Source organism: Pantoea sp. y20 (genome assembly GCF_054903455.1).
On the sequence record NZ_CM142816.1, the window covers coordinates 2,257,705 to 2,271,883 of the forward strand.

The following is a 14,179-nucleotide window of genomic DNA, read 5'->3' on the forward strand; positions in this document are numbered from 1 at the left end:
CAGTAAATTACAACAGCTATAAGTTTACCCGCTTTACGCGCTGTCGTCGCCTGAAATGCCCGCAGGCGGCACAGAATGCGAGGCTCAAGCGTTGCACCGCGCGGCAAATTCAGGCATAAAGCCAAAAACCTTCTGACCCGAGCAAAGGACATCGCTGTGCATTATCAACCGAAAAGCGATCTGCTGGAAAATCGCATCATCCTCGTCACCGGCGCTTCCGATGGCATTGGCCGTGAAGCGGCGCTGACCTATGCGCGCTACGGCGCGCGCGTCATCCTGTTGGGCCGCAACGCCGACACCCTGCAGAAAACGGAGCAGGCCATCAAACAGTTAAACAAGCAGCCAGCCGCTTCTTTATTACTGGATCTGGCTGAAGCCACGCCAGAAAGCTGCCAGCAGTTAGCTGACCAGGTTACTGCGCTGGTGCCGCGTCTGGATGGCGTGCTGCACAACGCTGGCATTCTGGGCGAAATCGTACCGTTGGAGGAGCTCGATCCACAGATCTGGCGTGACGTGATGCAGATTAACCTTGATGCCACCTTCTATTTAACCCAGGCATTACTGCCGCTGCTGCTGAAATCAGATGCCGGTTCGCTGGTGTTCACCACGTCCAGCGTGGGCCGCACCGGCCGTGCAGGCTGGGGCGCGTATGCGGTTTCGAAGTTTGCCACTGAAGGCATGATGCAGGTGCTGGCCGACGAGTATAAAAACCGTCACTTGCGGGTCAACTGTATCAATCCTGGCGGTACGCGCACCAAAATGCGCGCCAGTGCTTTCCCGGATGAGGATGCCAATTTACTCAAAACCCCCGCGGATTTAATGCCGCTCTACCTCTATTTGATGGGTGATGACAGCCGACGTAAAACCGGCACCAGCTTTGATGCGCAGCCGGGACGCAAAGCGGGGCCGGCAACCGCATGAACGATCGCCATCAGCAACGCCAGCAGCGACTAAAAGAGCAGGTTGATGCCCGAATCGCCGCCGCCACCGAGACGCGCGGCATTTTGATGGTGTTCACCGGTAACGGCAAAGGGAAAACCACCGCGGCTTTTGGCACCGCGTTGCGCGCCTGCGGACACGGTAAAAAAGTGGCGGCGGTACAGTTCATTAAAGGCGAATGGCCCAACGGTGAACGTAACTTACTGGAACAGCACGGCGTCGAATTTCAGGTGATGTCCACCGGTTTTACCTGGGATACGCAGAACCGCGAGACCGACACTGCCGCCTGCCAGGTAGTGTGGCAGCAGGCGCGTCGTATGTTGGCCGATAGCCGCGTCGACCTGGTGATCCTGGATGAAATCACGTACATGGTGAGCATGGATTATCTGGATTTAGCGGAGCTGGTCGATTTGTTGCAACAGCGCCCTGCTCAGCAAAGCGTAATCATTACCGGTCGCGGCTGTCATCGTACGTTGCTGGATTTGGCAGATACCGTAACGGAAATGCGTCCGGTGAAACATGCGTTTGATGCGGGAATTCAGGCACAGCAAGGAATAGATTGGTAACACGCTGACGCCGCAGAGCGCGGCGTCAGGCTTAGGATCAGGAACCGCGTTTAGTGTTATTCCGACGCGGATTGTTGCTCACCACACCGTGACGTTTTACCGCACGACGAATTTGGTTAGCCTTGGTGCGACGACGATCCTTTTCAACGGCCACTTTCGTTACCGTCTCTTCCGGCATACTAACTAACGTACGCAGATAGTTGACTGCCGGTAATTCCATCTCGATCCAGCCGCCGCGTGGCAGGCCTTTCGGTAACTGGATATCACCGTAACGCACACGCATCAGTCGGCTAACCTGCACGCCAACCGCTTCCCACAGACGGCGCACTTCGCGGTTACGTCCTTCGGTCAGCGTCACGTTGTACCATTGGTTAATGCCTTCGCCACCGGCAAACTTAATGGTTTTGAACGATGCCGGGCCATCTTCCAGCTGCACGCCTTTGCTCAGCTGACGGATTTTATCGTCATCCACTTCGCCAAACACGCGAACCGCATATTCACGCTCCACTTCACGGCTTGGGTGCATCAAACGGTTAGCCAGTTCACCATCGGTGGTGAACAGCATCAAACCGCAGGTATTCACATCCAGACGACCGACGGCAATCCAGCGTGAACCACGCAGACGCGGCAGACGATCAAATACGGTTGGACGCCCTTCCGGGTCGTTACGCGTGCAGAGTTCACCTTCTGGTTTGTAGTACGCCAATACGCGACACACTTCGGTCGCCGACTCAGCGATAGAAACCAGATGGCCATCGATACGAATTTTCAGGGATTTATCACTTTCGATGCGATCGCCAAGCGTCGCCAGTTTGCCGTCAACGCTGACGCGTCCGGCTGAAATCATGGTTTCGATTTCGCGACGCGAACCGTGACCGGCGCGCGCTAATACTTTCTGTAATTTTTCGCTCATGGAGCCTCATTGTCGCCTTCCCAGGCGTCGTGGTAAGAAGAGGTGCGATACAGGGATTACCAATTCCCATATCAGAATCTGTTACCGCTCTGCATCGCTGCTGCAATCTCAGACGGCCCGCGATTTTACACTAACGCAAGTTTTGTTAACACCTTTTCCTTTGCTGCCGATAACAGAGGGTCTGGTAAAAACGTAGCCATTAAGACCATGACGATAAACATTCAGCTGGCTGATAGATCGATCTTATTTGCATCCGCAGCAACCACGCCAAGTGACTGAATTATTATCACTTGCCCCTAACCTTTCCCGCCTGAGCCTATTATCAACTTAAGACAACTGATACATTAGCGCTTTGCAAGACTGCTTAACCGCTATTGCTCGCCACGCTTAAGGATAATCACAAACTTTAAATCTAAGTAAAAACAATAAAACAGCATAAAAAACTATTTAACAGCATTAAATAAGGTCCATTACCGTAATAAATGCAAACTGATAGTTTATTGGCACTACAGGTTGGATTAAGTCTGTATTTTTGTATTATTTGATTAATATTAAATTTGATGAATTGTTCTGCAGAAAAAACTGTGTAAAATTTAAGCCTGAAATCCAGTGCGTCGTCATAATAACATAGCTTTCATTTACTATTTATATTCGTTCAACTTACAAATCATTAACGAACCACTGTGTAATTTCACTGATATTACAAACCGGCGCGCGCGGGATTAGACGCGTTTATTCATTTACGGAATGAATTTAATTTGCATGTCGAAAGTCTTCACCAGGGATTTTACGGACATGCTTTAAAGAAGATCACAGCCATGAAAACCTCTCTGCTTTGGCCTGCGCTCGCTGCGCTGGCTCTGAGCGGTTGTTCCGTGGGCCACACTGAGTACAGTCGTACTGCGATGCAACACGTTGATATGAGCGTGACAGGCATCCCGACCGTGCTAGGTTTGGGCATTCTCGGTACAACCATTCCTTTGACGCCAGAATACAGCCTGACGGCGGCGCACGTGGCAAAAACGGCCGTGCAGCGTGTCAAGGCCTATCATCCTTATTGCGACGTCGCGATTATTTATCATAAAAACAGTCCAGAAACGCTGGCGAAATTCCGCAACGGTGCTGTTGGCGAACCGATTAAAATGTACGGTTACAGCTTTATTTCCGCTATGCCGGTGGAATCGAGCGGCGTTAATTTAGCGCGTACCGCCATTACCAATAAATGGAATAAAAAGCCCTGCATGGCAATGGCATCAAATGCTGGCGTGGTGCAAGGGATGTCGGGTGGCGCGGTATATAATGCCGACCAAACTATTGGCGGGGTGATTGTCGGTTACAGCCATGAAATATCTAACGTTCGCAGCAAGAAAGTCATCTTAAAAGATGTCTCGCTGTATATTCCGTACGGGGATTTCAAAACCTGGCTGGAATCCAATATTGGTCAGACGCAGAAAGCCACGCCTGACCATGCATGATTACTGGAACGGGCGCGTGTCACCGACACCTTCGCGCACCACCACCGGCGCATCGCTGGTGAGATCGATCACCGTGGTCGGCTGCTGTCCCAGCGTGCCGCCATCGATGATCAGATCCACCAGCTTGCCAATGCTGTACTGAATCTCTTCCGGATCGGACTCGGTGAAATCATTGCCGGGCAGCATCAGCGAAGTCGACATCATCGGCTCGTTAAGGCGCTCCAATAGCGCCAGCGCCACCGGGTTGGACGGCACGCGTAGCCCGATGGTTTTACGTTTGTCATTCATCAGACGACGCGGCACTTCTTTCGTCGCCTTCAAAATGAAGGTGTAGTTGCCCGGCGTGTTGTTTTTCAGGAGGCGAAACGCGGAGTTATCCACCTGCGCGTAAGTCGACAGCTCCGACAGATCGCGGCACATCAGCGTAAAGTTGTGATTGCCATCCAACTGGCGAATGCGACAAATGCGTTCCATGGCATTTTTCTCTTCCAGACGACACCCCAGCGCATAGCCAGAGTCGGTTGGATAAACAATCACGCTGCCTTTATTGAGATAATCAACGGCCTGATTTACCAGGCGCGGCTGCGGATTGTCGGGATGAATGTGAAAATATTGACTCATAAAAACCTCATATCACCTGTCTGTAACAGCACTGCTGGGCGCCAATGCGGGGAAGCGTTCCCAAACCGGCTCCACGCCGCCCGGTAGCCATAACTTGCGTCCCAGTTCTATCCACGGACAAGGTTGGTGGAAATCTGATCCCTGCGACCCGGCTAACTGATGGTCACGCGCATAGGTTGCCAGCTGCGTGCGCTCGTTGGGCGCTTGCTGGCACTGCGCGACTTCCATGGCATCGCCGCCCACGTCGGCAAAATGCGCAATCAGCCGCTTTAACCATTTAGCCGACAAACCATAACGACCGGGATGCGCCAAAACGGCATAGCCGCCAGAATGATGAATAGCATCAATGGCTTGTTTAATTGTACACCATTGCGGCGGCACGTAGCCGGTTTTCCCGCGCGCCAGATAATTCTTGAATACCTGCGCCATATTGTCGGCTTTGCCAATCTCCACCAGATAACGCGCAAAGTGGCCACGCGTGATCAAGCCGCCCTGCGCCAGTCGCTGCGCACCGGCTAGCGCATCAGGAATGCGAGCGCGCTCGAGGCGTTCGGCAATCTGCTGCGCACGATCAAGGCGTGTCTGATACTGAAGCGCAAGGAATTCAGTCAGCGCGGGATGCTGGCAATCGACATTCAGCCCCACAATGTGGATTTCGTGATTTTCCCATAAGGTTGATGCTTCTAAACCGGCTAGCACGCGGATCGGTAGATCCTGTTGCATCACTGCCGCCTGCGCTTCTGGCACGCCCGCCACCGTGTCGTGATCGGTAATCGCCAGCACACCGACTTTCATCTCAACCGCGCGCTGCACCAGCGCGGTCGGCGTCAATAAGCCGTCAGAAGCCAGCGTATGGCTGTGTAAATCGTAAAGGGGAAAACGAGCGATGTCCGACAAGATAACTCCAGCAACTACATAAACCGGCAGGCATGATAACGATTTTGCCCCTGGCTGAAAAAGGGTATTGACATTTTTCGCCCGAACCAGTTAACTAGTACACAAGTTCACACGTAACGGGTATTTAATCATGACTATTTTTGGTACGCATTTAAATGGTTGGTGGCACGATGATCCCTTTATCGGGCGACGTCGTCGTGCACAATTTGCGTAACCGCAGTGCAGATTGATACCTAAGCCCGCCACCGAGCGGGCTTTTTTTTGAGCGAAATTCAGAGAATCCATTATGGCTATTGCGAAACCTACATTGAAGTTGATAACCGGTACCGCGCCCTACCGCGAAGATCCGGCCGCAGTGTTTCATCAGTTATGCGGCGCACGTCCAGCAACTCTGCTGCTTGAATCCGCAGATATCGACAGCAAACAAAACCTGAAAAGCCTGTTAATCGTGGATAGCGCGCTGCGCGTCAGTGCGCTGGGTAACATCGTCACCATCAAAGCGCTGTCGGAAAATGGTCGCGCCATCTTGCCGCTGCTGGACGAGGCGCTGCCCTCTGAGGTGCGTATTGAGGTGCGCCCTGATGGCCGCGAGCTGCATTTCACCCAGCAGCAAGGCATGCAGGACGAAGATTCCCGCCTGAAGGCCTTTTCCGTATTTGATGCGCTGCGCCTGATCCCGCAGCTGGTGAACAGCCCGGAAGAGGAGCGTGAAGCGATGCTACTTGGCGGCTTGTTCGCTTATGACTTAGTGGCCGGTTTCGAAGATCTGCCGCAACTGCGCAACGAACAGCGTTGCCCGGATTACTGCTTCTATCTGGCCGAAACCTTACTGGTGATCGACCATCAGCAGCGCACTGCTCGCCTGCAGGCCAGCTTATTCAGCCCATCGACCAGCGAGTTCCAGCGTCTGCAAGGCCGCATCGAACAACTGCGCGGCCAGATGACGCAAGCAGCGCCCGCATTGCCGGTACAGCGCGTCGAGCACATGACGCTGAGCACCAGTCAGAGCGATGAAGAGTACTGCAACGTGGTGCGTGAGATGCAGGAAGCGATTCGCATTGGCGAAATCTTCCAGGTTGTCCCTTCACGTCGCTTCTCGCTGCCGTGCCCTTCTCCACTGGCCGCTTACGACACGTTGAAAAACAGCAATCCAAGTCCTTACATGTTCTTTATGCAGGATCAGGATTTCGCGCTGTTTGGTGCCTCGCCAGAAAGCTCACTGAAATATGACGCGACGTCGCGTCAGATTGAGATCTACCCGATTGCGGGTACGCGTCCACGCGGCCGCCATGCCGATGGCTCACTGGATCGCGATCTCGACAGCCGCATCGAACTGGAAATGCGCACCGACCATAAAGAGATGGCTGAGCACCTGATGCTGGTGGATTTAGCGCGTAACGATTTGGCGCGTATCTGCGTGCCGGGCAGCCGTTACGTGGCAGACCTGACTAAAGTTGACCGCTACTCGTTCGTGATGCATCTGGTATCACGCGTGGTCGGCACGCTGCGCGAAGATCTCGACGTGCTGCACGCCTACCGCGCCTGCATGAACATGGGCACGCTGAGCGGCGCACCGAAAGTGCGTGCGATGCAACTGATTGCCGGGAAAGAAGGCACACGTCGCGGCAGCTACGGCGGCGCAGTCGGCTATTTCACCGCTAACGGCGACCTTGATACCTGCATCGTTATTCGTTCCGCGTGGGTTGAAGACGGCGTTGCCACCGTACAAGCTGGCGCCGGTGTGGTTCTTGATTCCCAGCCACAGGCAGAAGCGGACGAGAGCCGCAACAAAGCGCGCGCGGTATTGCGTGCCATCGCAACAGCCCATCACTGCAAGGAGATTTTCTGATGGCCGATATCCTGCTGCTCGATAACATCGACTCCTTTACTTACAACCTCGTTGATCAGCTGCGTACCTTTGGCCATAACGTGGTGATTTACCGCAACAACGTGCCCGCTGAGGTGCTGATTGAACGCCTGCAGCAGATGGAAAATCCGATTCTGATGCTGTCGCCGGGTCCGGGCGCGCCGAAAGATGCCGGATGCATGCCAGATTTGCTGCAAGCGCTGCGCGGTCGTCTGCCAATTATCGGCATCTGTCTCGGTCATCAGGCGATTGTTGAAGCTTACGGCGGCCATGTCGGCCAGGCCGGCGAGATCCTGCACGGCAAAGCCTCTTCTATTACCCACGATGGCGAAGGCATGTTCGCTGGCCTGAGCAATCCGCTGCCGGTGGCGCGCTATCACTCGCTGGTCGGCAGCAATACGCCAGCCGAATTGACCGTTAACGCCAGCTACAACGGCATGGTGATGGCTGTGCGCCACGATGCCGACCGCGTGTGTGGCTTCCAGTTCCACCCCGAATCCATTCTCACCACTCAGGGCGCGCGCTTATTAGAACAAACGTTGGCCTGGGCGCTGGCGAAGTAATAGGGAGATTATGATGCAAACTATTCTGGAAAAACTTTATCAGTCTGAGACGCTGAGCCAGGGCGAAAGCCACCAGCTATTTAGCGCTATTATTACCGGTCAGCTGGAGCCGACGCAGTTAGCCGCCGCGCTGATCGCCATGAAAGTCCGTGGCGAGCGTCCGGAAGAGATCGCCGGTGCCGCTTCCGCGCTGCTGGCCGATGCAAAACCGTTCCCGCGCCCGGATTACACCTTTGCCGATATCGTCGGTACCGGTGGTGACGGCAGCAACAGCATCAATATCTCGACCGCCAGCGCCTTTGTTGCGGCAACCTGCGGCCTGAAAGTGGCAAAGCACGGTAATCGCAGCGTCTCCAGCAAGTCGGGTTCTTCCGATCTGCTGGCGGCATTTGGCATCAATCTGGATATGCCTGCGGAACAAGCACGCCAGGCGCTGGACGATCTCAACGTCTGCTTCCTGTTTGCTCCGCAGTATCACAGCGGTTTTCGTCACGCGATGCCGGTACGTCAGCAGTTGAAAACCCGTACCATCTTTAACGTGCTGGGTCCGCTGATTAACCCTGCGCGTCCACCGCTGGCGGTGATTGGCGTGTACAGCCCGGAGCTGGTACTGCCAATCGCCCAAACGCTAAAAGTGCTCGGCTATCAACGTGCGGCTGTGGTTCACGGCGGTGGCATGGATGAAGTGGCGCTGCACAGCCCAACGCAGGTCGCCGAGCTGCGTGATGGCGAAATCACTGGCTATCAGCTGACACCAGAAGACTTCGGTTTTGGCTTCCATGATAAAGACGCGTTGGCAGGCGGCACGCCGGAAGAAAACCGTGACATTCTGACCCGTTTACTCCAGGGTAAAGGCCAGCCCGCCCATGAGCAGGCGGTGGCGGTGAACGTCGCAATGTTACTGAAAGTGTTCGGAAATGAAGATTTGCGCGACAACGCACAGCGCGCCATCGCTGCCATTCGCAGCGGACAGGCCTACGAGCGCGTTGTCGCTCTGGCAGCGAGAGGATGAGATGAGTATTAAGGGCACTGTTTTAGAGAAAATCGTACAAGATAAAGCCGTCTGGGTTGAAGCGCGCAAAGCACAGCAGCCGCTGGCCACCTTCCAGAACGATTTGCAGCCTGCGGAACGTCATTTTTACGATGCACTACGTGGATCGCGCACGGTATTCATCCTGGAATGCAAAAAAGCTTCGCCCTCCAAAGGGCTGATTCGCGAGGATTTCAATCCCGCCACCATCGCTGGCGTATATCGTCATTACGCTTCTGCGGTGTCGGTGTTAACCGATGAGAAATACTTCCAGGGCGATTTTGCGTTCCTGCCGATTGTTAGCGCCGCCATCACGCAACCGGTGTTGTGCAAAGACTTCATCATCGATCCCTACCAGATCTATCTGGCACGACATTATCAGGCCGACGCCATTCTGCTGATGTTGTCAGTGCTGGATGATGAGCAATATCGTCAGCTCGCCGCCGTGGCGCACAGCCTGAAAATGGGCGTGCTGACCGAAGTCAGTAATGAAGAAGAGATGGAACGCGCGATTGCGCTGGAAGCCAAAGTTGTCGGCATTAATAACCGCGACCTGCGCGACCTGTCCATCGACCTGAATCGCACGCGTCAGTTAGCCCCGCGCCTCGGACATGGCGTCACCGTCATTAGCGAATCTGGCATTCACAATTATGCCCAGGTTCGTGAGCTAAGCCACTTCGCTAACGGCTTCCTGATTGGCTCCGCGCTGATGGAAGAAGCCGATCTCACCGCTGGCGTGCGTCGCGTATTGCTCGGTGATAACAAAGTCTGCGGCCTGACCCGCGCCGAAGATGCACGCGCAGCGCTGGAAGCTGGCGCAATCTATGGTGGATTGATCTTCGCTGAAGGCTCGCCGCGTAAAATCAGCCGCGACCAAGCGCAGGTTGTGCAGGCTGCTGCCCCGCTGAAGTATGTTGGCGTGTTCTGCAACAATGCGGCAAGTGACATTGTCACGCTAGCGGAAAGTTTAAAACTTTATGCGGTGCAGTTGCACGGCGATGAAGATCAGGCGTTCGTCGCAGAATTGCGTCAGGCGCTGCCAGCAGACACCAAAATCTGGAAAGCGCTGAGCATTAAAGAGCAGTTACCTGCGCGCGACTGGCCGCACGTCGATCGTTACGTGTTTGATAATGGCCAGGGCGGCACCGGCCAGCGTTTCGATTGGTCACTGCTGCAAGGCCAGGATCTCAGCAATGTGCTGCTGGCCGGTGGCCTAAGCGCTGACAACTGCGTTGAGGCCGCGCAGCTGGGCTGTGCCGGCCTCGATTTCAACTCCGGCATAGAATCTGCGCCAGGCATTAAAGATGCCAGCAAAGTCGCGGCGGTATTCCGCACGCTGCGCGCCTATTAATTTCGCTTGCCCGCCATGGCGCGGGCCGAATAAGGAAGATGAAAAAATGACCACGTTATTGAATCCCTATTTTGGCGAGTTTGGCGGCCAGTACGTACCACAAATCCTGATGCCAGCCTTGCGCCAGTTGGAAAATGCGTTTGTTGAAGCGCAGCGCGATCCCGAGTTTCAGGCCGAGTTTACTGACCTGCTGAAAAACTACGCTGGACGCCCAACGGCTTTAACGCTGTGCAGCAACCTGACTAAAGGCAGCAAAACCCGCCTTTATCTAAAGCGTGAAGATTTGCTGCACGGTGGTGCGCATAAAACCAACCAGGTGCTGGGTCAGGCGCTGTTGGCTAAGCGCATGGGCAAAAACGAGATCATCGCGGAAACCGGCGCCGGTCAGCACGGTGTCGCGTCAGCGTTAGCCTGTGCCCTGCTGGGTATGAAGTGCCGCATCTACATGGGCGCCAAGGACGTTGAGCGTCAGTCGCCAAACGTATTCCGTATGCGTCTGATGGGCGCGGAAGTGATTCCGGTGCATAGCGGCTCAGCCACGCTGAAAGATGCCTGTAACGAGGCGCTGCGCGACTGGTCTGGCAGCTATGAAACCGCGCACTACATGCTCGGCACCGCCGCGGGCCCGCACCCGTTCCCGACTATCGTGCGTGAATTCCAGCGCATGATTGGTGAAGAGACCAAAGCCCAGATTCTGGAGCGCGAAGGTCGCCTGCCGGATGCGGTGTTAGCCTGCGTGGGCGGTGGTTCGAACGCTATCGGCATGTTCGCTGATTTTATCGAAGAAGAAAGCGTTGGTCTGATCGGCGTGGAGCCGGCGGGGCACGGTATCGAAACCGGAGAACACGGTGCGCCGCTCAAGCACGGTCGCGTGGGGATCTATTTCGGTATGAAAGCGCCGATGATGCAGACCGAAGAGGGGCAGATTGAAGAATCCTACTCAATCTCTGCAGGTCTGGACTTCCCGTCAGTGGGTCCTCAGCATGCGCATCTGAACAGTATCGGCCGCGCGGAATATGTTTCGATTACCGATGACGAAGCGCTCAGCGCCTTTAAAGAGCTGTGCCGTGCTGAAGGGATTATTCCTGCGCTCGAATCCTCACACGCGCTGGCACATGCACTGAAAATGATCCGCGAAAATCCGGAAAAAGAGCAGCTGCTGGTGGTTAACCTTTCTGGTCGCGGCGATAAAGACATCTTCACCGTTCACGATATTTTGAAAGCCAAGGGAGAGATCTGATGGAACGTTACAATCATCTGTTTCAACGTCTGTCGGCGCAGCAAGAAGGCGCGTTTGTCCCCTTCGTTACCCTCGGCGATCCGTCACCTGAACTTTCGCTGAAAATTATCGATACCCTGGTGGAAGGCGGTGCGGACGCGTTAGAACTCGGTATTCCGTTCTCGGATCCGCTGGCCGACGGCCCAACCATTCAGGGCGCGACGCTGCGTGCCTTTGCTTCCGGCACCACCGTGGCGCAGTGCTTTGAAATTCTGGCGACCGTGCGCCAGAAATATCCCGAGCTGCCGATTGGCTTGCTGATGTACGCCAATCTGGTGTTCAGCAAAGGTATCGATAACTTTTATGCACAGTGTGAAGCGGTGGGCGTCGATTCCGTGCTGGTTGCGGATGTGCCGCTGGAAGAGTCTGCGCCTTTCCGTCAGGCTGCGCTGCGCCACAATGTGGCGCCGATCTTTATCTGTCCACCAAATGCTGACGATGAACTGCTGCGTGAGATCGCTGCGCACGGTCGCGGTTATACCTATTTGCTGTCACGCGCAGGCGTCACCGGTTCGGAAAATCGTGCCAGCCTGCCGCTGCATCACCTGATCGAAAAGCTGCGTGAGTTTAACGCTGCGCCGCCGCTGCAGGGCTTTGGTATCTCTGAACCCGGCCAAGTGAAAGAAGCCATCGCCGCTGGTGCGGCGGGTGCCATTTCCGGGTCGGCAATTGTGAAAATCATTGAGCGTAACCAGAACGATCCGGCCACGCTGCTCAGCGAGCTGAAAGCCTTTGTGAGTAGTCTGAAAGCAGCCACCCGCTAAAATCCTTCAGGGCCTTATTCGCTGGTGCGGATAAGGCCTTTTTATTGCCAAAAATATCCCCAAACTCAAATTCCCGGCTACTCTCAGATTTTCATGCCCAGCGAAAACTGCGATTGGATCAATAAGTGGTAAAAACGCCCTATTTCTGACTTTTTCACGCGCGCCGATTTGCTGATTTCGCATCTCCAGACCACAATTAATTGCGCCGCCCCATTGCGGCGAAACATCATCTAAGACAGGGAGATAACCAATGAAATTTTTCAAAGTCGTTGCAGGATTTATGATGGCTGCGGTAATGGCGCTGGCACTTAGCGCGTGTGCACCCACAGCAACCAAAGAAGGCACTGGCGGTTACATCGACGATACCGTGGTAACCACCAAAGTTAAGGCTCAGCTGTTGAATGACGAGTCGCTGAAATCGACCGAAATCAATGTTGAAACCTTCAAGGGTAAAGTTCAGCTGAGCGGTTTTGTCAGCTCACCGCAGATGGCAAATCGCGCGGTGGCCATAACGCGTAGCGTGGCGGGCGTGAAATCTGTGGTTAACAATATGCAGATCAAATAACACAACGGGCGACCTTCTGGTCGCCCGCTTCATTTCTGGTTGCCGATTAGAATCGATATCCCGCACCAAAGAAGAACACCCACGGATCGATACGCGTGTTGATGTTTTGCTGCTCACCGCCAGCTTTAAATTTCACTTCGGTATCAATATCCATGTACCACAGCGAGGCATTCAGCATCCAGTCGCGGTTGATTTGATAATCCAGACCGACCTGGCCCGCCATGCCCCACGAGTCTTTCACGCTCAGGTCGCTTAATCCGGCATCCTCACCCGTTTGGTTGAATTTGGCATCGTAGAAGGTGGTGTAGTTGATACCGACGCCAACGTACGGGCGGACTTTACTTTTGCTATCAAAGAAATAGTACTGCGCCATTAAGGTCGGCGGCAGCTGACGCACGGTGGCCAGATTACCGGTGGCGCCCAGTCCAACCTTATGACGGAACGGGGTTGCAGCCAGCAGCTCAACGCCGATGTTATCCGTTGCCATATAGGTGAAGGTCAAGCCCAGCTGCGTATCGTTGCTAACGTTAAAGCCGCCCATACCCAGCACATTGTCAGAGCCTTCAGTCGGACGAACGGTGGCGCTACCTGCACGCATAAAGAAATCACCGGCTTCATGAGCCAGAGCCAGTTGCGGAATTGCCAGCGCCATCAGCAGTGCGCATTTTGCCAGTTTCATAATCACTCCTTTGCCAAATAAAGATGGGTCTCAATGTTGAATGCGGCACAACATTTACCCCTTTTTTGGTAAAAGATCATCTGCATCAATCTAAATTAATCACTTAAAAAACAATGAATTGATTCAGATCAATTTTGGCTTTACAGCGCGTAATAAAAGTCCGCTTGCGAAAATTTTTCGCCGTGACTATTTTAACTTTCCCCTGTGTGATTTTGGTTCGATACCTTAAAGGTGGCGGGCGATCAGATGAGCGATTCACTAAATCCTTGCGTGACCTGTGGCGCATGCTGCGCGCACTTCCGTGTCTCTTTTTACTGGGCCGAAGCCGATGATGGCGCCGGTGCTGTTCCCGTTGAATTAACAGAACCGTTAACCCCATTTATGCGCAATATGCGCGGCACCAACCAACGCCAGCCGCGCTGTATTGCGCTGCAGGGCGACGTCGGCGGCTGCGTCTCCTGCGGTATTTATCAGCAGCGCCCTTCGCCCTGTCGGGAGTTTTCGATGTCCGGCGAGAACGGTGAACAGAACGAAGCTTGCGATCGCGCCCGTGCTCGCTACGGTCTTCCTGCGCTTTTTCACCCTTCTTTACCTGTTATGACAGAAAGTTATCCCAATGCGGGTGCCAGCACGCCAGTAGAACATGTACAATCGCCGGGTTAATTAATCC

Annotated in this window: 13 protein-coding genes, 1 pseudogene and 1 other annotated feature; of the genes and pseudogenes, 10 read left to right on the plus strand and 4 right to left on the minus strand. The window is 54.4% G+C overall.

Annotated features, from left to right (window positions below; genetic code table 11):
• Positions 1–156: 156 nt before the first annotated feature.
• Entirely contained in the window at positions 157–921 is a 765-nt protein-coding gene (locus ACYAC5_RS10570; RefSeq protein ID WP_462061713.1) for a YciK family oxidoreductase, read from the plus strand.
• Positions 918–1,505: a cob(I)yrinic acid a,c-diamide adenosyltransferase gene (gene cobO / locus ACYAC5_RS10575; protein ID WP_462061714.1), complete on the plus strand. Its 588-nt coding sequence runs from the start codon at positions 918–920 to the stop codon at positions 1,503–1,505. Before ACYAC5_RS10570 ends, cobO begins: the two co-directional genes overlap by 4 nt.
• 37 nt (positions 1,506–1,542) lie before the next feature.
• Here the strand turns inward: cobO and rluB are convergent, their stop codons facing one another.
• Positions 1,543–2,418 carry a 23S rRNA pseudouridine(2605) synthase RluB gene (gene rluB / locus ACYAC5_RS10580; RefSeq protein WP_101764266.1) on the minus strand — a complete coding sequence of 292 codons (876 nt, stop codon included), beginning with the start codon at positions 2,416–2,418 and terminating at the stop codon, positions 1,543–1,545.
• Between the two features lie 818 nt (positions 2,419–3,236).
• Between rluB and ACYAC5_RS10585 the strand changes: the two genes are divergently transcribed.
• Positions 3,237–3,893 (plus strand): serine protease, encoded by a 657-nt coding sequence (locus tag ACYAC5_RS10585; RefSeq protein ID WP_312463734.1) that lies wholly within the window; start codon positions 3,237–3,239, stop codon positions 3,891–3,893.
• On the opposite strand, the gene ACYAC5_RS10590 is transcribed toward ACYAC5_RS10585, so the two are convergent.
• Together ACYAC5_RS10590 and rnm are read right to left on the minus strand one after the other, a co-directional pair.
• Positions 3,894–4,514 carry an L-threonylcarbamoyladenylate synthase gene (locus tag ACYAC5_RS10590; protein ID WP_110866253.1) on the minus strand — a complete coding sequence of 207 codons (621 nt, stop codon included), beginning with the start codon at positions 4,512–4,514 and terminating at the stop codon, positions 3,894–3,896.
• A gap of 12 nt (positions 4,515–4,526) precedes the next feature.
• Positions 4,527–5,411, minus strand: a complete 885-nt coding sequence (gene rnm / locus ACYAC5_RS10595) for an RNase RNM (protein ID WP_309834476.1) — start codon at positions 5,409–5,411, stop codon at positions 4,527–4,529.
• Positions 5,412–5,565: 154 nt separating this feature from the next.
• Positions 5,566–5,674, plus strand: a sequence feature (Trp leader region).
• 23 nt (positions 5,675–5,697) lie between these two features.
• Between rnm and ACYAC5_RS10600 the strand changes: the two genes are divergently transcribed.
• The 6 genes and pseudogenes from ACYAC5_RS10600 (at position 5,698) to ACYAC5_RS10625 (ending at position 12,830) form a co-directional block, all read left to right on the plus strand.
• The gene (locus tag ACYAC5_RS10600) at positions 5,698–7,260 is read left to right on the plus strand and encodes an anthranilate synthase component 1 (protein WP_192411718.1); all 1,563 of its coding nucleotides are present in this window, start codon (positions 5,698–5,700) and stop codon (positions 7,258–7,260) included.
• A pseudogene (gene trpD, locus ACYAC5_RS10605) lies at positions 7,260–8,853 on the plus strand (bifunctional anthranilate synthase glutamate amidotransferase component TrpG/anthranilate phosphoribosyltransferase TrpD). The gene ACYAC5_RS10600 and the pseudogene trpD overlap by 1 nt, the downstream one beginning before the upstream one ends.
• A 1-nt stretch (position 8,854) precedes the next feature.
• Entirely contained in the window at positions 8,855–10,222 is a 1,368-nt protein-coding gene (gene trpCF, locus ACYAC5_RS10610; protein WP_192411717.1) for a bifunctional indole-3-glycerol-phosphate synthase TrpC/phosphoribosylanthranilate isomerase TrpF, read from the plus strand.
• Between the two features lie 46 nt (positions 10,223–10,268).
• Positions 10,269–11,462: a tryptophan synthase subunit beta gene (gene trpB, locus ACYAC5_RS10615; protein ID WP_101764259.1), complete on the plus strand. Its 1,194-nt coding sequence runs from the start codon at positions 10,269–10,271 to the stop codon at positions 11,460–11,462.
• Entirely contained in the window at positions 11,462–12,265 is an 804-nt protein-coding gene (gene trpA, locus ACYAC5_RS10620; RefSeq protein ID WP_192411716.1) for a tryptophan synthase subunit alpha, read from the plus strand. Before trpB ends, trpA begins: the two co-directional genes overlap by 1 nt.
• A 250-nt stretch (positions 12,266–12,515) precedes the next feature.
• Positions 12,516–12,830, plus strand: a complete 315-nt coding sequence (locus tag ACYAC5_RS10625; RefSeq protein WP_192411715.1) for a BON domain-containing protein — start codon at positions 12,516–12,518, stop codon at positions 12,828–12,830.
• Between the two features lie 46 nt (positions 12,831–12,876).
• Here the strand turns inward: ACYAC5_RS10625 and ompW are convergent, their stop codons facing one another.
• Positions 12,877–13,509, minus strand: a complete 633-nt coding sequence (gene ompW, locus ACYAC5_RS10630) for an outer membrane protein OmpW (protein WP_064738828.1) — start codon at positions 13,507–13,509, stop codon at positions 12,877–12,879.
• 246 nt (positions 13,510–13,755) lie between these two features.
• On the opposite strand from ompW, the gene ACYAC5_RS10635 reads away from it, so the two are divergent.
• Complete coding sequence (locus tag ACYAC5_RS10635) at positions 13,756–14,172, plus strand: YkgJ family cysteine cluster protein (RefSeq protein ID WP_101764256.1); 417 nt, start codon at positions 13,756–13,758, stop codon at positions 14,170–14,172.
• The last annotated feature ends 7 nt before the right edge of the window (positions 14,173–14,179 follow it).

Bases quoted from the DNA above. Each gene is read 5' to 3' on its own strand.
- trpB (WP_101764259.1), top strand. From the start codon at position 10,269: ATGACCACGTTATTGAATCCCTATTTTGGCGAGTTTGGCGGCCAGTAC.
- ACYAC5_RS10625 (WP_192411715.1), top strand. From the start codon at position 12,516: ATGAAATTTTTCAAAGTCGTTGCAGGATTTATGATGGCTGCGGTAATG.
- ompW (WP_064738828.1), bottom strand. From the start codon at position 13,509: ATGAAACTGGCAAAATGCGCACTGCTGATGGCGCTGGCAATTCCGCAA.
- rluB (WP_101764266.1), bottom strand. From the start codon at position 2,418: ATGAGCGAAAAATTACAGAAAGTATTAGCGCGCGCCGGTCACGGTTCG.
- ACYAC5_RS10600 (WP_192411718.1), top strand. From the start codon at position 5,698: ATGGCTATTGCGAAACCTACATTGAAGTTGATAACCGGTACCGCGCCC.
- ACYAC5_RS10585 (WP_312463734.1), top strand. From the start codon at position 3,237: ATGAAAACCTCTCTGCTTTGGCCTGCGCTCGCTGCGCTGGCTCTGAGC.
- trpCF (WP_192411717.1), top strand. From the start codon at position 8,855: ATGAGTATTAAGGGCACTGTTTTAGAGAAAATCGTACAAGATAAAGCC.
- ACYAC5_RS10635 (WP_101764256.1), top strand. From the start codon at position 13,756: ATGAGCGATTCACTAAATCCTTGCGTGACCTGTGGCGCATGCTGCGCG.
- trpA (WP_192411716.1), top strand. From the start codon at position 11,462: ATGGAACGTTACAATCATCTGTTTCAACGTCTGTCGGCGCAGCAAGAA.
- cobO (WP_462061714.1), top strand. From the start codon at position 918: ATGAACGATCGCCATCAGCAACGCCAGCAGCGACTAAAAGAGCAGGTT.
- ACYAC5_RS10590 (WP_110866253.1), bottom strand. From the start codon at position 4,514: ATGAGTCAATATTTTCACATTCATCCCGACAATCCGCAGCCGCGCCTG.